Consider the following 20,437-nt stretch of genomic DNA (forward strand, 5'->3'; position numbering starts at 1 on the left):
ATTAAGGCACATGTATTGCTATATTTAATAGGTGCGTAAACAATTTTAGAAAGGTGGATATCCACAAATGCGTAAAGGACTATTAACTATACTTATGCTTACGCTTTCTGTGCTACTTGCCGCTTGTGGCTCAAGTGGAAATGAGAACAGTGAAAGCAGTGAAGATAACAACTCCAGCCAGGAAGCCTCTGGAGAAAAATGGAGCGAGATCAAAGAAGAAGGAAAAATGGTAGTCGGTACAGCAGGAACATTATTTCCGGCCTCTTACTATCCGGAAGGTTCAGACGAACTGACGGGCTATGATATTGAAATTATGCGTGAGGTAGCGAAACGGCTGGATCTTGAGCTTTCATTTAAAGAATACGGGGTAGATGCGCTATTATCCTCCATTAATAGTGGTCGCGTGGACATGGTTATTAACGATTTCCAGCCGACAGAGGATCGTAAAGAGAAATTCGCATTCAGTGAACCTTATAAGTATTCTTATTCTACAATGGTCGTCCGTGAATCTGATCTTTCTGGAATTGAAACACTGGATGATTTGGAAGGTAAGCTGCACGGCGGAGGAGCTACCACGGTGTACTCTGATATTGCCAAGCATTTTGGTGCAGAAACTAAAAGTTACGGAAATGTGGCCAATGATGTGTACCTTCGTGATGTAGCGAATGGTCGTACAGATTTCATCATTAACGATTATTACTTGCAGACGCTGGCCTTAAAAGCTCTTCCAGAGATTGAAGTACAGCTGCATCCTGATCTTCAGTTCCACCCAACTACTTCAGCGATCGTGATGCCTAAAGACGCTCAGACGCTGAAAGAGAAAGTTGATGCCACGCTTCAAGAGATGAGAGAAGACGGTACGCTTACTGAAATTTCAAAAGAATTCTTCGGAGGGAAGGATGCTTCCAAGAAACCTGAAAAAGATGTCCGTGAGCTTGAAGGCATCGACTTGTAAGGGTTTATTATGTTAGGCATTCAAATTGATGAGGTTAAATTAGACCAGCTTTTTGATACGGAAGCCGCCTGGAACAATCTTCCCTTCATTTTAGAAGGGGTCCCGCTCACTCTGCTTATTTCAGTGATAGGCATGGCCATAGGGCTGGTTATTGGTTTTTTTCTCGCTCTTGCCAGGGGAGCGGATCGGATCTGGTTTAGATGGCCTGCCCGCTTATATATCTCATTTATGCGTGGGACGCCTATTCTCGTTTACTTATTTGTGTTGTATTATGGATTTCCGCTTATTGGTATTGAGTTTTCTGCCATTATGGCCGCTATTATAGGTTTTGGTACAAACAGTGCTGCTTATATTGCAGAAATCAACCGTTCTTCCTTAAATAGTGTTTCTTACGGGCAATGGGAATCCGCCAGGGCGCTAGGTTTCTCCTATTGGAAGACCATCCGGCGGATCATTATGCCTCAGGCGACCAGAATTGCTATTCCGCCCCTTGGTAACGTATTTCTGGATCTATTGAAAGCGACGTCGCTTGCAGCTATGATTTCTGTACCGGAAATCTTAAATAAAGCTCAAATTGCGGCAGGACGGACGATTGATTCGTTAACGATGTATATCACCGCGGCTTTAGTTTACTGGCCGCTGACGATGCTGTTTTCTGCTTTACAGGATTATTTGGAAAAGCGATACAACAGACACTTATAGTTCCTACAAACCGCCGGAAGAAACATTTCTCTGGCGGTTTTATTATTGCAGAACCGTCCCAGTGCTTTTGGATCGCGTAATAGGAGAACCGGGCTGAACTCGTCCTATCACGATTCATTACAAAGGTAAGTAAAAAAGAAAGTTTATACACCAATCACCACCACTGAGATAATTGGGCTTACTAATAGATAAGTGTTGCGTGAAAAGCTGTATTGTTTTATGATGAAAATTGCGATTTAAATCGTAACCATTATGAATTAGGTGTTTGGAAAGGGTTTTGCCCTCTCATTTACTTACAGCACCGTCTCTTATATAATTTAAATCGTAATCATTAGTATTTTTTTGAGAGGGATTAATATGAATAATCATCCTATTGTAGAAATGGATCAGGTCTCTTTTAAATACGAAAGAGAATGGGTCGTAAAAGATGTGAATTTGACTATTAGACAGGGACAGTTCCTGGGACTGGTAGGTCCTAATGGTTCAGGGAAATCAACGTTAATAAAGCTCATGCTGGGACTTGCGAAACCGGACCGGGGTTCTATTACTCTTTACGATCGTCCAATTAAAAATTTCAGTAACTGGCAGGAAATTGGTTTCGTGTCCCAAAAGGCCAACAGTTTTAATTCTGGTTTTCCGGCCACAGTACTGGAAGTTGTAAAAGCTGGATTGGTTTCAAGAATTGGAACATTTAAATTTTTTAATAAAACGCATAAAGATAAAGCGTTGAAGGCTTTGCGTACAGTTGAAATGGAAGATTATGCTCATTCCAATATTGGGGAATTGTCAGGAGGGCAGCAGCAGCGGGTATTTATAGCACGCGCTCTGGTCAGTGATCCTTCTCTCCTTATTTTAGACGAGCCAACGGTAGGGGTGGACGCTAAGCACGTCACGGAATTCTATGATCTGCTGGGCCGGTTAAATAAAGAACAGGGGATCACCCTGCTAATGGTAACGCACGATATCGGAACCATTACACAGCACGCCACCCATGTAGTATGTATGAATAAAACCGTTCATTTCCACGGAAATACGGAAGAGTATAAAGAATTCAATGATGAAGATCTTAATCGTCTGTATGGTCATTCTGTCCAGCAGCTAACTCACAATCACGACCATGACGAGGTGAATCCATCATGATTGAAAGTTTTTTTCAGTATGAATTTCTCCAGAACGCAGCCATCACCGGAATACTGATCGGGATTGTAGCCCCTCTTCTCGGAGTATTCATTGTTGTAAGACGCCTTTCGCTGATTGCCGATGCTTTATCTCATATTACGTTGACCGGGATCGCAGCAAGCCTGCTGCTCGAGAAGAAGGTAACAGGTATTAATGACTGGAATCCTGTCTATATGGGAATGGTCTTTTCGGTTGGCGGCGCTATTTTAATTGAAAGGCTCCGAAAACTTTATAAGCATTATGAAGAACTCGCTATTCCAATCATCCTTTCAGGCGGAATAGGTCTTGGGGTTATCCTCATATCACTCGCAGACGGATTTAATACCGATCTGTTCAGCTATCTATTTGGAAGTGTAACGGCTGTCGATCGAACAAGCATGTGGACCGTGCTCATTATTACCATCATGGTTATTGCTATTGTTATACTATTTTATAAAGAACTGTTTGTATTATCCTTTGATGAAGAGCAGGCCTCGATTTCCGGTGTGAACGGCCGTTGGATCCATCTTTTATTTATCGTTATGGTAGCGCTCGTTATAGCCGCTTCCATGCAGGTGGTAGGTATCTTGCTCGTTTCTGCCCTGATGACACTTCCAGTGGCTTCTGCGTTACGCCTGGCGAGGAGCTTTAAGCAGACAATTGGATTATCGATTGCATTTGGTGAGACCTCCGTATTGATCGGTTTGTTTTCATCTTATCACTTGAGTGTGCCTCCAGGCGGAACAATTGTTATGGTTGCCGTAATTATTCTTGTGATGACGATTCTTTTCAAAAAGGTTAGAACCCAACAATGGATAAAGGGTGAAGTATAATGAATGTCGAGACGGCTTTACAGCGTTTGAAAGAAAAAGGTTATAAACGTACGAAGCAAAGAGAACGGATTGTCGAGATATTTGTCCAGCAGGATCAGTATATTGCTGCAAAGGATATTTTAAAAACCATACAGGAAGATTTCCCTGGGGTCAGTTATGATACGATTTACCGGAATCTTTACCTGCTTACCGAAGAGGAAATTCTGGAGGCGACAGAGCTTGGTGGAGAGAAACACTTTCGGCTGGGGTGTGAGACCCATGGCCATCACCATCATTTTATATGTACGACATGCGGAAAAACGAAGTCTATTGAATTCTGTCCGATGAACAGCATTAATGAAAATTTAAAAGGCTACGACATTGAAAATCATAAGTTTGAAATCTACGGTAAATGTCCTCAATGCCATTAAGAGTCTGCGGTGCGAGGCATCGCAGACTTCCTTTTAAAAGATTTCAAAAAGTAATGGTTACTATTTACAAGGAGTAATCATTACGATATAATCTTGTTGGAATGGAAGAGGAGGGGAAACGGTGAAAAAACTAGCTATTATATTATTTATAACGATCTTAACATTTGCCATGGCGGCGTGCAGCGAAGATACTTCAAGTCAGGAAGATGATGCATCTGGAGAAAACAAAGAGTCTGCCTTGCAAATCCACACAACTGTATATCCTTTACAGTATTTTACAGAACAAATAGCAGGAGACGCGGTTGAAGTGGAAACCATTCTGCCTCCAGGAACCGATCCGCATACCTACGAGCCAACCACTAAAGAAATGGTGAATATGGCTGAGGCGGATGCCTTTATATATAATGGAGCAGGCCTGGAAGGTTATGCTCAAAAAATCTCTGATTCTCTGAAACCTGAAGACGTTAAAGTATTAGAAGCGGCTAAAGGGATAGATTTAGAGGAGCAGGGACATACCCATGGGGAAGACTCTACAGAGGCTGAACACAGCGATGAGCATGCGCATGAAGACGAGGATCATGCTGACGAAGAAGATAGCACGTCTCATGAGGGTGAAGAGCAGAGTGATCATGAAGGCCATGATCATGGAGAGAATGACCCTCACGTATGGCTGGATCCGATCCGTTCGATTCAGTTGGCTGAAAATATTAAAGAAATGCTTATAGAGCTAAAGCCCGAGAAAGAGGAGCAGTTTAACCAAAATTTTGAAAAACTAAAACAGAAGCTTACGGATTTAGATCATCAATTTCATGAACAGTTAGAAAACAAACCAAAAAATGAAATCATTGTTTCTCACGCAGCCTATGGGTACTGGGAGCAGGCGTACGGAATCGAACAAATTGCCGTTTCCGGTTTAAGTCCATCCAATGAGCCCTCCCAAAAGGAACTGGAGAATATTATTGAAACGGCCGAAGCTCATGATTTGAACCACGTTCTGTTCGAACAGAACGTCACCCCTAAAGTTGCGGAGGTTGTTCAAAGTGAAATTGGAGCTGAACCCCTGCGCATTCATAATCTTTCAGTTCTTACAGAAGAGGATATTCAGGATGATGAAAATTATATCAGTCTGATGAAGCAGAACCTGGAGAAATTAAACCAAGCTTTATCTGAATAAAAAAACTGCGGACTTAGGCGTCCGCAGTTTTTTGTGTCTGAGGATCTCTCGATAATACGGTGGCAGCAAACACAATAACTAAAAGAGCAACAATAATATAAAAGAAAGACAGCCCTGGCATAAAATCTAAGAAGGCGCCGGATAGAAATGGACCAAGGATACTTCCAATACTAAAGGCCATCCCGCATAGTATATTGCCTGCCGGCAGAAGCTCCCGTGGCAGCAAATCGGTCATGTATGAAATTCCTAACGAAAATAAAGAGCCGACAAACAGTCCGCCCATCGCAAACGTAGCGAATAAGCCAAGGGTAGATTCCTCAAATATCGCCGCCAGAATAAAGGCGGCGATCCCTCCTGAAACAACGGTCAGGATAACAATCTTACGCCCCACGCGATCACTAAGTGCTCCCAGGGGGATTTGGGATAACAGACTGGCTGCTGCGAAAGATGGAATAATAAACGACAGCACATTCACATCATGTCCGATCCTTAAACCATAGACAGGGAAAATACCGTGGAGAGTGGCCTCCAGAAATCCATAAGCCATCGGTGGAAGAAATGCGGCCCAGCCGATTTTAATTGCCTTGAGGAACCGCTTGTAAGAACTGGTTCCGTAAGCGGTAGCCTGATCGTTTGGAGGAGTCTCATTATTAACTCTCCACATCATAAGCCAGACCATTAAACTGAGTCCGGAAGACAAAAGAAACGGCAAGTAAATACTAAACTCAAGTAAATTGGTCATTAAGGGGCCAATGGTAAACCCTAAACTGAAAAATAGCCCGTAATAAGCGATGTTTTTGCCTCGTGAATGAGAGGCCGATGTAGCGGTAATCCAAGTCTGAGTTCCGAAATGAAGCACCTGATCACCGATTCCAATTGCGACTCTTAATATAAACCAGAACCACAAAGCCTGCCAGAATGGAAAAAGAGCCAGGGAGATGAATACAAGAGCTCCTCCAATCATAATCACGGGCTTGTAGCCAAGCTTCTGAAGCGGTTTTTCCATAAAGGGAGAGGAAATGAGAATCCCGATGTACAGCCCAGTTGCATGCAGGCCGTTGATCGAAGAGGAAATTCCGTTTTGTTCAAGAATAACAGCGAGCAGGGGAAGAAGCATGCCCTGTGAAAATCCTGATATCGTAACCAGTCCAATTAAAATCCAAAATCTTGTACGAGTGGAGACCAAAGAATTCCCTCCTCTCCAAATATATGATACCTTCATTATCGTAAAGGAATCTCAATAAATAGGGCAAGTCTTTTTACTTAGAAGGTTATGACAAGGGTTAAAACGGTTACTATATAAGTAAAGGCTTGAAAAATTCGAAAGGAGTGGAGAACATGGATTTTTATTTAAAAGAGAACGGGGTACGTACGTCATTTGATTATGGACAATTAAATATTTCAGGAGACGAAGCATTCGGTTTTCGGCCTTATCAATTAATGGTAGCTTCCATTGCCGGTTGCAGCATTGGAGTCTTCCGTAAAATACTAGACAAACAGCGGATTGAGTTTGAAGACATCAAAGTTACAGCAGATGTTACACGTAACTCGGAGATGGCGAATCGAATTGAAAAAATCCATCTCCATTATGCTGTGAAAGGCTATCGTCTTAACCAGGATAAACTGCTGAAAAATCTTGATATATCAAGAAATAATTGCTCGATGGTACAATCAGTTCAAAACAGTATTGAAGTAGAAGAAACACTTGAGTGCATCGAACTAAGCTAGTAATATTAAAGAGCCTTATCCTAATGAAGGGTAAGCGCTCTTTTTTTGTGGAAAGTTTTTGTAAACCATCTTACACTCATAAAAAATAAATCCCAATGTAATACATTATTTATAGAAAAAAGGAGAGTAGCTTATGAAAAGCATGCTTTTAAAAGCAATATTCTATTTAGTTGGAATTGTTATCATTGCATTTGGTATATCCTTAACGATTAAAGCCGATTTAGGAGCAGGAGCGTGGGATGCGCTAAACGTTGGTTTAACAGAGTCTTTTGGACTTACAGTCGGAAACTGGGTCATTATCATCGGTGCATTGTTAATTGTCAGCAACGCTCTCATCGCAAAAGAGCGCCCTGATGTACTGGCGGTCATTACTATATTAATCCTGGGGAAAGTTATCGATTTTTGGCTCTTAGGCGCATTGAATACGGTTGCGTTCTCTACGTTCTGGGAGCAATTAATTATCCTTCTCAGTGGTATTGTCGCTATTGCAATTGGAGTCGCTTTGTATTTGCAATCGAAGTTCTCTTTAAATCCGGTGGATGGGTTTATGGTGGCTCTGCAAAAACGATTCGGCTTTAGTCTGACACTCTCCAAGACACTTACCGAAGCATTTGCATTGGTAGGAGCTCTGATACTCGGAGGGCCGATTGGCTTTGGAACGCTCGTTATTTTAATAGGAATCGGGCCGGCCATTCAGTTTTTCGATACAAAAGCTCAATGGGCTATGAATAAATTGCTTTCCTGAGGTTTCCAGCATAGGAGGACTCTATCTTCCGCAGACTAAGAAAAACGAAAGGCGGTCAGAAAGATGGAGGTAAGAAAAATCCTTTTAACTGCTGCAGTGGTTTGGCTGATGGGGGCTTGTTTATCAGGAATCGCAGTTGAAGCGAAGCAGGAAGACAGAAACGATACCCGTGTGCCAGGTCACGCGGTTAACATTTCTGAAAATAATACGTACACAAATAAGAATGGCGAAGATAGGAAATTGAATAAAGAAAGCAGAACCCACGAGCTTCTCAAAGATACAAATGTGAAAATTACCAACCCGACACTAATTGAAATGTTCAATGAAACGTCGATCACTCCTTCCCCTTTTGCGATCGGATATAGAGGGGAGATCTTCCTTGGACGCTGGCCGCTTGCTTATCACTCTAAAGAAACCACGGTGAACTGGAAATATCAAAAAATTAATGAGAATGAACTTGATAATGTAAGTGGCCCTCAGACTAAAAAATTAAGTTATGAGCAAATCGTAGAGAAGCAGGTTCAGGGTGGCCTGACTACTCAAACCAGCCATAGTGATCAATTGAGGGAAATGATTTTGCTTGAAGCGCAAAACAACTCAGACCTTCCGCTTGCTTATCAAACCGTGATCGGCAGGGGGACGACTCATAGTAAGACTTACGACGTAGCTGTTGATTACAAAGGTGTTCTGCAGGCATATGCTCCCGCTCTTAAGGAAACAGGAGAAGCAGCTTTTGGGGATGTTTACATTCAGCTAAAGGGAAGCGACAAAAAGGTTATTGTAAAAAACGTAACCAAGCAGGAAATCGGAGCCTGGATTCCCGTAGAGAATCACATAAGCTTTCGATTGATTGCAGAGTAGAAGACTTATTCTCCCGTTTCGGTGGAATAAGTCCTCATTTCAATGCGCTGCTCAGCCATAGCGACCTTATGTTTATGCATGGTTTCAGCGAGAATCCGCCGGGTTTCTTTGGCAGCTGTCCAGTAAACAAGGTCATAGACCAGTCCAGTCACTGTATATTCATAACCGCGATAGTGATCGTTCAAAGAGGTCATGCCATAGACTTGAAAAGGCTCAATTGGCTTGTCCGCTAAATCCTTCTTCACATAGATAGATAGTTCTTCATTCATACGCACACAAGCTTCCTCTAAAACCTCAAACATGCGCTTTGGATCTTCTTTGAAGTTAGTCGTAACTTTTTCAATCACACGCATATGCTCAAAGTTATAATTCTCAATGGTTGTAATCTGTCCATTGCTTATGGTAAGCAGACGGCCGCTCCATTGCCGGATTTTTAAAAACCGGAGGCCGATTTCCTCTACCGTTCCATGAAAAGTATTATTGAGGGTTATAAAGTCACCTTTATGAAGCTGCTTCTCATAAAGGAGAAACAAACCGTTGAAAAAATCTTTAATCAGGTTCTGAGCACCAAACCCAATAATAATACCAATGACTCCAGCCCCGGCCAGCAGTCTGCCAATAGGAATGAATTGATCGAGTACAATAAAAATAAATCCTATGACAGCTGCGTAACTGATGATGGAGTTAATCATGGATTCTAAGGTCTGCTCTTTTCGTTCCTCGATAAAGGAGGTACGTTTAAAGAATGATTGAATTATTTTCCTGGTAATAATGACAGCTAAGAAAAGTAAAAATGCGCTGCTTATAATAACTACTGCTGGACTTGGTTCTTCTATCCATGTTTTGAAATTTATATTATCTAAACCCAAAGAATTCGACCTCCTCTTAGGCAAGTATTATAGCATGTTTATCCACCAGTATGTCCACGATGGACATAGAGCTATGCTTGTCTTAACTTTCATTTTCGATATGATCTCTTAAGCATAGTCTTAAAGAGTAAAAATCCCCACAAACATAAGCGAGTATTTACCTCATTATCCAATGTAATAAAAGATCATCCATTTTGTAAAAACTGTCACCTCAGGTCATCCATAATATGGATGACCTGAGGTGACATTTTTTTCCAATTGTTTAAATGGTTATTTTTAAGTTATTTTTAAGAACTTTATAAACGTCTTTTAAGTTTTTTGAGGGATAATATGATTAAGAAACGTAAGGGGAGGAACAAAAATGACCCAGCCCATTGCTCAAATCATAAATGTTAAGAAAAGTATAGGAAACACACCCATTATCCACGGGATATCACTCGATATTTATCCAGGAGAAGTATTTGGTTTCCTTGGACCCAATGGAGCCGGTAAGACCACAATGATTCGAATGCTTGTAGGCCTCATGAAGATGTCTGAAGGAGAGATTTATATTCAAGGTCATCACATTCAGCGTGATTTTGAAAAGGCTATCGCCCAAGTAGGCGGCATAATTGAAAATCCTGAAATGTATTCATATCTTACCGGACTTGAAAATTTGAAACACTATGCTCGCCTTACCCCGAAGGACATTCCAAAGAAACGTCTAGAGGAAATCATTAAACTAGTAGGACTTGAAAAGAGAATCGACGAGAAAGTAAAAGGATATTCTCTAGGGATGCGACAAAGGCTGGGGATTGCTCAGGCTCTTCTTCATTCGCCATCACTATTGATCCTTGATGAGCCTACGAATGGTCTTGATCCTGCAGGTATAAGGGAGATACGTCAGTATATCCGAAGGATCGCTCATGAAGAGAACCTGGCAGTTTTTGTTTCGAGCCACTTGCTGTCCGAGATGCAGCTTATGTGTGACCGAATTGGGATTATACAACACGGGCGGTTGATTCGTGTAGAGAAAATTCAGGATCTTGTAAGTGAAAATATAGATCTTACCGTTAAGTTAAAAGCTGCCCCTGTTGAAAAAGCTTTCCAGCTATTAACCGACCAATCATGGGAGCCCGAAAAGCAAGATGACTGGATTGAATTGACTGTTTCAGAAGAAGAAGAGATCCCTGAAGTAGCTGAGTTACTGATATCAAACCAAATCAAGCTTTATCAAATCTACTCTAATGTACAAACCTTGGAAGATACATTCCTAGAATTAACCAGGGAGGAATCATAATGCATTTTCTGAAAATTCTACAGAATGAGCACATTAAAATTTATAAAAAAACAGGAACCTGGATTATGATCGGGATTCTTCTCACTTTGCTACTTGGTTTTGCGATGTTACAGAAGTATGTGCTGGATAATGGAGACCAGTCCAATTGGAGAAATCAAGCAGAAGCGAGAATTGCACAGATGGAAGAAGGTATGGAAAACGGTCCTGCCATTGAAGCGGGTCGAGAAGCTATGGGGAAAGAAATTGCCATTCAGCAATATCGTTTAGACAATGACCTCCCGCCTGTTTCTGCAGACTCTTTGTGGGGATTTATGATAGACGCAACTAATTTCACAGCAATTGCCACTCTATTCACTATAGTCATCGCAGCAGGGATTGTAGCCAGTGAATTTTCTACAGGAACGATCAAACTGCTGTTGATCCGTCCTGTACGCCGAGGAAAAATCTTGCTGGCTAAGTTTATTACAACGATGATGTTTGCTCTTTTCATGCTTGTTTTATTATTTGGGTTTTCTTATATTATTGGTCTTGCATTTTTCGGTAACGCAGCATCAGATCTTCCCTATTTGACTTATACCGGTGGTCAGGTTGTTGAGCAGCATATGGTGGGGCACATTATCAGTTTGATTGGTTTCCGAAGTATTGAAATTATTATGATGGCTACGGTGGCCTTTATGATTTCTACCATTTTCAGAAGTAGTTCATTAGCGATTGGGTTTTCCATATTTCTTATGTTTACAGGTCCTCAGATTGTCCAGCTGCTAAGCCAGTATGACTGGGTTAGATTTGTACTTTTCGCTAATACAAATCTCATGCAGTATGTCGATGGAACACCGGTTGTAGAAGGGATGACGATGACCTTCTCCATTGTTGTGCTCCTCATCTACTTCTTTGTTTTTCTCATATCCTCCTGGGTGATTTTCAAACAAAGAGACGTTGCCGTATAATGGCTAACTAAAGTTGTAGAAGGGATGGGGGGATTAAGGTGGAAAATGAACGAATTCTTGTGGTCGAAGATGAGTTTGAAATTGCGGACTTAGTTAGAGACTATTTAATGATGGAAGGATACGAAGTGATACATGCAAAGGATGGTCAGGAAGGGTGGGACTTATTTCAACATGAAAATCCTACCCTTACTGTACTTGATCTAATGCTTCCAAAAGTTGATGGAATGGAATTATGCAGGCTGATCCGCTCCCGATCGATGATCCCGATTATTATGATGACAGCTAAAAAAAGTGAATCCGACAAAATTATCGGACTGGGCATTGGTGCTGATGATTACATTACGAAACCTTTCAGTCCAAGTGAGTTAGTAGCACGGATTAAAGCACAACTCAGGCGCTATAGACACTTTTCACACGATGACTCACTCCAACAGGATATTTTAACGTTTGGGGATTTAACCATCGACGCTAGTGAGTACAAGGTTCGAATAAAAGACCACCCGATTGAGTTATCAGCAAGGGAATTTCAGATCCTGCATCTGCTGGCTAGTCATGAAGGACAAGTCTTCACGAAGGAGCAGCTTTTTGATAAGATTTGGGGCTATGACCATATGGGTGATTTCAATACTTTAATGGTGTATATGCGCAAGCTTCGAGAAAAAATTGAAATAGAACCTTCTAATCCTGTCTATCTTAGGACTGTGTGGGGAGTAGGTTATAAATTCGAGGGAGGAGTTGAATCATCATGGGACGATTGAAAGTGCGTTTGATCTTAGCGTTTCTTTCCCTTATTCTCCTCCCTATTGGGGTGACAGGTTCCCTTCTTCAACTCCAATCTTCAGAATTAGAAGAAAAAGAACGTTCTTACCGAGATTCGATGAATGAATTAGAATCCACAATTAAAAGAGAATTAACCCAGACTTCTGTTTCCGATCTTGAACTCAACGCGCTTGTGAATCAATACGCAGCAGAAATTAACATTAAGGATGCTGAAGGAGAAACCGTGTTCACCTCATACAAGGACCCCGAAGCTGCGCCTCATAATGAAGCTATCGTAGATAGTTCCACTCTTTTTCATGTTCAGGCTGAAGACGGCCGCATCTTATTTGTCGAATTATCCAGTCAACTGCCATTTACCGATACAATTTTAAGGAGTATCCTCATTAGTGTTGGAAGCGGATTAATCGCACTCATCTTGCTTATAATCGGCTGGACCTGGTATATCTCGCGTACAATTCTTAGTCCTTTGAAAGAAATTTATGCAGCAACGGAGGAAGTTAAAGAAGGTAATTTAGATTATCCCATTCAGTATCGAAGAAAGGATGAGATAGGCAAGTTTATCCGTGGCTTTAATACGATGAGAACACACTTAAAACAATCACAGGAAAAAGAAGAACAATTTAAAGAAGACCGTAAACAACTAATTGCCAATATCTCACATGATCTTCGTACTCCACTCTCTTCAATTAAAGGGTATGTAGAGGGACTGCAGGACGGAGTAGCTCAAACGGATGAAATGCAGGAAAAGTATTTTCGGGTGATCAGGCAAAAAACCGATCAGCTGGACCATCTAATAGAAGACCTCTTTCAATTTTCTAAATTGGATCTTCGGCAGCTGCCTTTGGATCAGCAGTTTGTGGACAGCCGTGTTTTCTTTCAATCTTTATTAGACGATGCAGTAGAAGACGGTAAAAGCAAAAATGTGTGTATCGATGTCCCTCGGCAGATTCCCTCCGTAACCTTATCGCTTGACCCTGTTAGAATAACTCAAGTAATGAATAATCTAACAGAAAATGCTGTTCGATATGGAGCTGATTCTATAGTAATTTCCACTAGAATCGACCATGATGAATCTAATTTCACCATATCCGTTAAAGATAATGGGGAAGGGATGGAAAAAGAGGAGCTTACTAAGATTTTCTCACGTTTTTACAGAGCGGAAAAGTCACGATCAAGAGAATCGGGAGGTACGGGGCTTGGGCTCGCCATTGTAAAATCCATAATAGAACAACATGGAGGATCTCTATGGGCTGATAGTGAACTTAATTATGGAAGTACGATCACTTTCACCCTTCCATTTTTAAAGAAAGAATTGGTATAAGAAATTCATTCTTTTTCATCTTTGGTAGTAAACAGGCAGGTTATCAGCTGTAAGATTAGAGCGTTTATCTTCCAGTAAGTTCATGATAGACATAAAGCTATGCTTGTACTATGATAAGCATGGCTGAAAAAGTACAAAAAGGAGTTCGTTAATATGACCCAGCAAGAGAGAATCGATGATTTAAAAACACGATTATCTGAATTCATGATTCGAATAGAAGAATTGGAGCCGGAGGACACTTCTGTAGAAGATATTGATCATTTAATTTCTATGCTTGAAGAATTAGAAAATAAAATGAACAAATAATAAAAAAGGAGGGGAATGAACTGGATCTTCTGATTTTTTATATTTCCCCTGTGCTCGGCTTTTTGTTTATGCTGACCCTTATTATGGCTCTTTTCCGTAAAGTGTCAGGACGTTACATTCAACATTCACAAAAGAAGGTTCTTATGGGTTCAAGCATAGCTATAGCGGCTATTATTATTTATGTGAATTTTTTCTAGGTTGACTCTCGAATAAGAGGGTTGATTTTTTTAATATTGTACTTTATTATGGTAAATCGCTAATAAATAAAAGATAGACGTAGAGAGGAGAATGGATTATGGCCTGGGCAGTCATTGTATCTGTCCTCGTAATGACGATTTTAAGTCTATTACGAATTAATGTCATTATCGCAATTATTGCCGCCGGACTAACCGCCGGTTTAATGAACGGAGAATCGTTTAAGGCCTCCGTGGAAATGCTAGTTAATGGAATGGGAGACCAGGCAAGTGTCGCTTTAAGTTATGTATTGCTTGGGGCCTTTGCTGTAGCTATAAGTTACTCTGGAATCACGGCTTTACTGGTCAATTACCTGCTTCGTGCATTAAAGAGCAGACGTACAATGATTGTGTTCGTTATTGCTTTTGTTGCAAGCTTATCCCAAAACGTTATACCTGTTCATATTGCCTTTATACCTATATTAATACCACCGTTATTAAAGCTTTTCGATGAAATGAAACTGGATCGTCGCGCTGTTGCTGCAGCGCTAACGTTTGGCTTGAAAGCTCCTTACGTCATGATCCCAGTAGGTTTTGGTTTTCTTTTTCACGAGACCATTCAGGAGGCAATGAATGCCAATGGAATTAGTCTCGGCATCGGATCTATAGCCCAGTCGCTGCTTATTCCAGGGTCTGGAATGGTCGTTGGATTGTTTATAGCTGTATTAATCACATATCGGAAGAAGCGGGAAGCCCCTGTTCTTGATGAAGCTGAATCTGTGGTGAAAGAACCCGTCAAAAGCCAGAGTTTTCAGACTAAACATGTATGGACGATTCTTGCTATTTTAGTTACTTTATTTATCCAGGCTTTCTGGCAGAACCTGATCCTCGCTGCTCTAGCTGGAATAATCATTATGTTTATCTTTCGTGTTGTTCCTTTTGCAAAAGGGGACAAAGTGGTTAACGACGGAATTGGAATGATGGGGTTTATCGCCTTTGTTATGCTTGTAGCATCAGGTTATGCCAATGTGTTAACCAAGACGGAATCTGTAAGTGCATTAGTGGAAATCAGTTCTGATTATATCGGAGATAATCAAGCTGTGATTGCCTTTATCTTATTGCTCGTAGGACTAGTTGTTACGATGGGAATTGGCTCTTCCTTTGCGACCGTACCAATTCTAGCAGCTTTATTCGTTCCTATATGCGTCAGTGCCGGTTTTTCACCGATGGCTACAGCAGCTCTGATCGGAACTGCAGGCGCTCTGGGCGATGCAGGCTCGCCGGCGTCCGACAGCACACTTGGACCTACTTCCGGTTTGAATGCGGATGGCAGGCATAACCACATCTGGGATACATGTGTACCTACTTTCCTTCATTATAATATTCCGTTATTCATCTTCGGATGGGCTGCTGCACTAATTCTTTAATAAAGGCGGTGGGTAATATTCCCACTTGTCTTTCTTTATATTTAGCTGCTGACTCACGCATACTAAGCAAAAAGTGAGTGGTAGTCATGTGGAAATATATGCTGTCTTTACTTGTAGCCTTTACGTTTCTTCTTCAGCCATTATCGATACAGGCAGAAGGCTGGGGGTACAAAAAAAGCAATAATGGAGAAGCACCGGATGTAGGCCGGTATGGGCCTATGCTGGAAAAAGAGGATGGATTCTATGTCGATTCTTCTGGAGCTCCTGTTATTTACTTAACCTTTGATAATGGATACGAACAGGGATATACAGGGAAAGTATTAGATATTTTAAAGGAAAAAGAAGTGCCTGCTACTTTTTTTGTGACCGGGCATTACATTCAAAGCGCTCCGGATCTGTTAAAACGCATGGCTAATGAAGGCCATTTAATCGGAAATCATTCTTGGAGCCATCCTGATTTCACGAAAGTTTCTAAGGAACAAATGAAAGAGGAACTGGACAAAGTAAATCAGGAAGTGAAAAAACTAACAGATCAGGAGACCATGACATTTGTCCGTCCACCTCGGGGCACGTTTAATGAACAAACTTTAAAGTGGGCCAAAGAATTTGGATATACCCATGCGTTCTGGTCTCTTGCTTTTAAGGACTGGGAAACAAATAACCAAAAAGGCTGGGAGTATGCTTATCATAGTGTCCTCGACCAAATCCATCCTGGGGCTGTCATTCTTTTGCATACAGTCTCGCAGGATAATGCGGAAGCTCTAGAGCAATTAATTGATGAACTTAGAAAACGCGGCTACCATTTCGGCAGCCTTAACGATTTAATGGTAAAAAAACTGCTTCCTTTTCCAATTTTGAGCCTGTAACAAACTGCCTCTACACGCACCGCGTGTAGAGGCTTTATTATACCTTTTTGACGATATTAAAGATAAGCTCCCGTTTATTTAAGACTCAGTTTCGAGATAAATGGGTGCGTTACGATAGATGGATAAGGGTTGGTGGGGAAATAACTCGCTTTCCTGTGGGGGAACTGGTGAGCCTCCTCAGTCGTTTCACTCCTTGTGGGGTCTCACCTAGATCCTTCTCCCACGGGAGTCTCGCCATTTCCCCACCAACCTAACTATAATACTGCGAACGGACCTTCTAGAACAGAAAGGTTCTCCTTCATCTTTAAGAAATGCTTTTGTGACAGACTATTGCGGGTCTTTACATCCTGAGAATAGGTAGAAAACCACATGGTCTAAGGCCTCATCAAGCAGGTGATGTTTAATGTGGTTTCGAGATTCTGATTTAGTAAGGTCCGGAGGGGGACGATGAAGACTCCTGTGGGATAAACATGATCGGTGAGACCCCGGAAAGCGAAGCTTGAGGAGGCTCAGCACATGCCCACGGAAAGCGAAATCGTCCCCCGCAGGACCTTCACGGCAAACCAATATCTCGAAACTGAGTCTTCAACTAAACGGCCCTTTAGTGCAATATTCTACTTCCGGAAAATTCAACAATAACGGTTAAAAGATTCTTTTATTAAAGGATCTGTTTGATATCCACGTTATTTTTTTAGTTAAAATCCCCATTGTGTGAGACTTTATTTCGAAAAGACTTTAGCATGTAATATTAAATTTAGATTAGGCATTAATGGAGTAGGGAAAAGGTAAGGAAACACATTATAATGGATCACTTGGAGCGAAGGAGGTTACAGGGGTGTGGGAAGAAATACTTACAGCAAATAGTTATTATGATTTCGATTATACATTGCAGCGATGGTCATATGACCCTTTAACGAAGTTGGATCAAGAGGAGCGGTGGGTAGATGTTCCTGTGAAGCTAACCAACGGTTCTCATGTAGTCCGAGTCCAGGCCCATGGCACCACTGCTCGTCCATCTTTTAGTATTTCCAGTGAAGATGAAGATGCCATAGAAGCTTTGATTCAGCATGTGCAATACTTATTCCAATGGGATCGTAATCTTGAGAACGTCCAGAGCCATTTTCTTAACACCAACCTTGCAGATTTGTTTTCAGCTTATCCAGGTACACCTATCGTCAAGGACTTTCATTTGTACGATTGCTTAGTTAAAGTCATTATACATCAGCAGTTAAATATGAAATTTGCTCATACGTTAAGTACTCGGTTTGTCGAACGGCTGGGATACCAAAAGGACGGCGTCTGGTTTTATCCTGAACCTGAAACCGTTGCTGAGGTCCCTTATGAAGAGCTGAGAAAGCTTCAGTTCAGCCAGAGGAAGGCTGAATATGTGATCGATGCCTCCCGTAAAATAGTTGAAGGTGAGTTGGATCTGGAGTGGTTAGCCCGTCAGGCAGACGAAGAGGTAATGAAGCATCTTGTAAAAATTAGAGGTATTGGTCCCTGGACAGCTGAAAATTGGCTGATGTTCGGAGTGGGAAGGGAAAATCTGCTGCCTAAAGCAGATATCGGTATACAAAATGCGCTAAAATCCTATTTTAATTTGGAAGATAAGCCTTCCAAAGAACAGATGGAATCGTTCAGTGAAAGCTGGCCTCCTTATCAAAGCTACGCTTCCCTGACTTTATGGAGAAGTATTGAATAATAAACAAAGTAGAATAAAGTCATAATATCCATTTTAATTAAATAAAATGTAAAGATAATAAAACCTAAATTTTAAGAATAATTGTTTGAAAATATTCAAAATTTTCCCTTGATGCGTTATAATAATACACGTATTGGAAAATCTTGAACGGTAAAGGAAAAGAGGTCTTAATATTGGTGATAAGAGAAAGGTATTCTGACCAAGTCCATAGTAATGAAATTCTGGATGTCCTTAGTATGAATGGCACACCTGGCTGTTTACTGGATTTGCGTCTTCAGAAGGTTATACTAAATCCTGAGATGCAAAGGACACTTGAACTGGAAGATGTTGAGTTATCATTCACCAAATGGCTTCAATCCTTCCCTTCATCCAGTCAAAATACTTTGCAACGTGTTTTACACCAGTTATTAACAGAAGGACTACGTGACATCTCCCTGCAGGTGAACAACGGGAACACCTTTCGACCATGGGATTGTAAAATGGTTCATCTTACTAACGGTCAGATTGCGTTTTCTTTACGGGAGAAAGTGAGAAATGAGAGACTTCATCCTGAAGATTCTGTACAAGTGACCAAGGAAGAGGAACAATTGTCCGCTGGTAAATCCTTTAAAGGCACATTAGCTGAAAAACCGAAAAAACAGAGCATTCGTTATTCAACTTCTAAGAGTTCGCAGTTGAAACATCGAATGACCCATCTGGTAGACAAGTTTCCTCACGGGTTAGCCATTATCAGCCATAACTGGGAGATTACCTACGCGAATCAGAAGATGGAACAAATCACTGGCATTACTTTTGAACAAAATTGTAATCGTAAGTTATGGGATGTTTATCCTATCAATGAATATTATAATTTTTTTCAATATTATTTAAGGGCCATGGAAACTCAGGAGACGTGTGAATTCGAAGGTTTCATTCAAAAGACTAATACGGTCGTACTGATGACGGTTCACCCTACGGAACTTGGAATAACGGTATTTGCCCAGGACATCACTCAATATAAAAAGCAGCTTCAAGCTTTAAAGGATTCAGAGGAACGGTTTGCATTGCTTGCTAACAATATTAAAGATGTCTTTTGGATTAGTGACCCTCAGTTTAATGAAGTCCATTATATCAGTCCTTCTTTCCAAAATTTATTTGGAATCTCCCGCCGCGAAGCCTTTAATAACCCGTCCATTATCCTACGTGTGGTTAATGCTGCAGATCATTCAAAAGTCGAAGAGTCTATGAAGCTAATGAGAACAAAGAAAGATCAAGTAGAGTATCGGGTGAAAAACAGTAATGGGGAAGAGAGATGGATACGGACAAGAGGTTTTCCGGTAGAAAATAATGGAACCGATTACGTGATAGGAATTCATGAAGATGTAACTGAATTTAAAGAAATGGAGCAGTTGAAAGAAAAATCCCAGCAGCTTTCTACTATTACTCAAATGTCGGCTGGAATTGCCCATGAGATTAAAAACCCTTTGACGGCAATAAAAGGATTCCTGCAAATTGGAGCGGCTAATCCAGAATTAAGGGATAATTATCAAGATATTATTCTGGATGAAGTGAACCGGATCGAAGCAATTGTACAGGATTTCATGATGTTGTCCAAACCAAAATCATCTATCCAATTAGAACAAGTAGCTCCAGAGCATATTGTTTCTTACGTCATTCGTTTACTGGAACAGGAAGCGAAGGATAAAGGTGTGAAGCTTGTATTTCAACATAAAGGCTTAGAAGATGAAATCGATACAGAACCGAAGCGTCTGAACCAGATCCTCATCAACCTAATTAAAAATGCAATTGATGTGATGGATGGCGGGGAAGTGGTGATTGACGCGGAAATGTCGAGTCAGGAACTAACGATTTCCGTTAGTGATGAGGGTCCTGGATTGACTTCTCAAGAACTGGCTAAAATCGGTGAGCCCTTCTTCACTACCAAAGAAAAAGGAACAGGACTAGGAGTAATGGTTACGAAAAAAATCGTATCTGATCTTAATGGCACGATGTCATATGAAAGTAAAAAGGGAGAAGGAACGACGGTAACTGTTCGATTGCCAAAATAGAATAGTCATGAAAACAATCAACCTCTTTTAAACCACTGCATATTTATGCGGTGGTTTATTTTATGGCTGTCTTTTTCCTTCTTATTTATATCGGACTGAAACTCTTAATTGTAAAATAAAATTTAGGGAATTTGACTTAGATATAAAGAGTGA

Annotated in this window: 20 protein-coding genes; 18 read left to right on the forward strand and 2 right to left on the reverse strand. The window is 41.0% G+C overall.

Annotated features, from left to right (window positions below; translation table 11 throughout):
* Nucleotides 1-67 precede the first annotated feature (67 nt).
* The 6 genes from HBHAL_RS04230 to HBHAL_RS04255 all read left to right on the forward strand — a co-directional run bounded on the left by HBHAL_RS04230 (nucleotide 68) and on the right by HBHAL_RS04255 (nucleotide 5,232).
* Nucleotides 68-955: a transporter substrate-binding domain-containing protein gene (locus tag HBHAL_RS04230; RefSeq protein WP_014642116.1), complete on the forward strand. Its 888-nt coding sequence runs from the start codon at nucleotides 68-70 to the stop codon at nucleotides 953-955.
* Between the two features lie 9 nt (nucleotides 956-964).
* A complete protein-coding gene (locus tag HBHAL_RS04235; RefSeq protein ID WP_014642117.1) occupies nucleotides 965-1,657 on the forward strand; it encodes an amino acid ABC transporter permease in 693 nt (230 codons plus the stop codon).
* A gap of 357 nt (nucleotides 1,658-2,014) precedes the next feature.
* Nucleotides 2,015-2,797 (forward strand): metal ABC transporter ATP-binding protein, encoded by a 783-nt coding sequence (locus tag HBHAL_RS04240; RefSeq protein ID WP_014642118.1) that lies wholly within the window; start codon nucleotides 2,015-2,017, stop codon nucleotides 2,795-2,797.
* The gene (locus HBHAL_RS04245; RefSeq protein WP_014642119.1) at nucleotides 2,794-3,648 is read left to right on the forward strand and encodes a metal ABC transporter permease; all 855 of its coding nucleotides are present in this window, start codon (nucleotides 2,794-2,796) and stop codon (nucleotides 3,646-3,648) included. The genes HBHAL_RS04240 and HBHAL_RS04245 overlap by 4 nt, the downstream gene beginning before the upstream one ends.
* A complete protein-coding gene (locus HBHAL_RS04250) occupies nucleotides 3,648-4,058 on the forward strand; it encodes a Fur family transcriptional regulator (protein WP_014642120.1) in 411 nt (136 codons plus the stop codon). Before HBHAL_RS04245 ends, HBHAL_RS04250 begins: the two co-directional genes overlap by 1 nt.
* A 121-nt stretch (nucleotides 4,059-4,179) precedes the next feature.
* Nucleotides 4,180-5,232 carry a metal ABC transporter solute-binding protein, Zn/Mn family gene (locus tag HBHAL_RS04255; protein WP_014642121.1) on the forward strand — a complete coding sequence of 351 codons (1,053 nt, stop codon included), beginning with the start codon at nucleotides 4,180-4,182 and terminating at the stop codon, nucleotides 5,230-5,232.
* A 13-nt stretch (nucleotides 5,233-5,245) separates the two neighbouring features.
* Here the strand turns inward: HBHAL_RS04255 and HBHAL_RS04260 are convergent, their stop codons facing one another.
* Nucleotides 5,246-6,418, reverse strand: coding sequence for an MFS transporter (locus tag HBHAL_RS04260; RefSeq protein ID WP_014642122.1), 1,173 nt, complete (start codon nucleotides 6,416-6,418; stop codon nucleotides 5,246-5,248).
* Between the two features lie 152 nt (nucleotides 6,419-6,570).
* On the opposite strand from HBHAL_RS04260, the gene HBHAL_RS04265 reads away from it, so the two are divergent.
* The 3 genes from HBHAL_RS04265 (at nucleotide 6,571) to HBHAL_RS04275 (ending at nucleotide 8,566) form a co-directional block, all read left to right on the forward strand.
* A complete protein-coding gene (locus HBHAL_RS04265; protein WP_014642123.1) occupies nucleotides 6,571-6,960 on the forward strand; it encodes an OsmC family protein in 390 nt (129 codons plus the stop codon).
* A 133-nt stretch (nucleotides 6,961-7,093) separates the two neighbouring features.
* On the forward strand, nucleotides 7,094-7,705 hold the full coding sequence (locus HBHAL_RS04270) for a YczE/YyaS/YitT family protein (RefSeq protein WP_014642124.1): 612 nt from the start codon (nucleotides 7,094-7,096) through the stop codon (nucleotides 7,703-7,705).
* Nucleotides 7,706-7,768: 63 nt separating this feature from the next.
* Nucleotides 7,769-8,566 carry a YfkD famly protein gene (locus HBHAL_RS04275; RefSeq protein WP_014642125.1) on the forward strand — a complete coding sequence of 266 codons (798 nt, stop codon included), beginning with the start codon at nucleotides 7,769-7,771 and terminating at the stop codon, nucleotides 8,564-8,566.
* A gap of 5 nt (nucleotides 8,567-8,571) precedes the next feature.
* On the opposite strand, the gene HBHAL_RS04280 is transcribed toward HBHAL_RS04275, so the two are convergent.
* The gene (locus tag HBHAL_RS04280) at nucleotides 8,572-9,435 is read right to left on the reverse strand and encodes a mechanosensitive ion channel family protein (protein WP_014642126.1); all 864 of its coding nucleotides are present in this window, start codon (nucleotides 9,433-9,435) and stop codon (nucleotides 8,572-8,574) included.
* Between the two features lie 361 nt (nucleotides 9,436-9,796).
* Here HBHAL_RS04280 and HBHAL_RS04285 point away from each other — a divergent pair, with 361 nt between their 5' ends.
* From HBHAL_RS04285 to HBHAL_RS04320, 9 genes are all read left to right on the forward strand, one after another.
* Complete coding sequence (locus tag HBHAL_RS04285; RefSeq protein ID WP_014642127.1) at nucleotides 9,797-10,714, forward strand: ABC transporter ATP-binding protein; 918 nt, start codon at nucleotides 9,797-9,799, stop codon at nucleotides 10,712-10,714.
* A complete protein-coding gene (locus HBHAL_RS04290) occupies nucleotides 10,714-11,661 on the forward strand; it encodes an ABC transporter permease (RefSeq protein ID WP_014642128.1) in 948 nt (315 codons plus the stop codon). Before HBHAL_RS04285 ends, HBHAL_RS04290 begins: the two co-directional genes overlap by 1 nt.
* Before the next feature lie 38 nt (nucleotides 11,662-11,699).
* A complete protein-coding gene (locus HBHAL_RS04295; RefSeq protein ID WP_014642129.1) occupies nucleotides 11,700-12,419 on the forward strand; it encodes a response regulator transcription factor in 720 nt (239 codons plus the stop codon).
* Nucleotides 12,407-13,762: a sensor histidine kinase gene (locus HBHAL_RS04300; protein WP_014642130.1), complete on the forward strand. Its 1,356-nt coding sequence runs from the start codon at nucleotides 12,407-12,409 to the stop codon at nucleotides 13,760-13,762. The genes HBHAL_RS04295 and HBHAL_RS04300 overlap by 13 nt, the downstream gene beginning before the upstream one ends.
* Nucleotides 13,763-13,915: 153 nt before the next feature.
* The gene (locus HBHAL_RS21700) at nucleotides 13,916-14,068 is read left to right on the forward strand and encodes an SE1561 family protein (protein WP_014642131.1); all 153 of its coding nucleotides are present in this window, start codon (nucleotides 13,916-13,918) and stop codon (nucleotides 14,066-14,068) included.
* Between the two features lie 295 nt (nucleotides 14,069-14,363).
* A complete protein-coding gene (locus HBHAL_RS04305; protein ID WP_014642133.1) occupies nucleotides 14,364-15,668 on the forward strand; it encodes a Na+/H+ antiporter family protein in 1,305 nt (434 codons plus the stop codon).
* Nucleotides 15,669-15,754: 86 nt separating this feature from the next.
* Complete coding sequence (gene pdaA / locus HBHAL_RS04310) at nucleotides 15,755-16,534, forward strand: delta-lactam-biosynthetic de-N-acetylase (protein WP_014642134.1); 780 nt, start codon at nucleotides 15,755-15,757, stop codon at nucleotides 16,532-16,534.
* Between the two features lie 835 nt (nucleotides 16,535-17,369).
* On the forward strand, nucleotides 17,370-18,236 hold the full coding sequence (locus tag HBHAL_RS04315; RefSeq protein ID WP_014642135.1) for a DNA-3-methyladenine glycosylase family protein: 867 nt from the start codon (nucleotides 17,370-17,372) through the stop codon (nucleotides 18,234-18,236).
* 176 nt (nucleotides 18,237-18,412) lie between these two features.
* Nucleotides 18,413-20,284, forward strand: a complete 1,872-nt coding sequence (locus tag HBHAL_RS04320) for a PAS domain-containing sensor histidine kinase (protein WP_014642136.1) — start codon at nucleotides 18,413-18,415, stop codon at nucleotides 20,282-20,284.
* Nucleotides 20,285-20,437: the final 153 nt, after the last annotated feature.

This window comes from Halobacillus halophilus DSM 2266, from assembly GCF_000284515.1.
Classification (GTDB): Bacteria; Bacillota; Bacilli; order Bacillales; family Halobacillaceae; genus Halobacillus; species Halobacillus halophilus.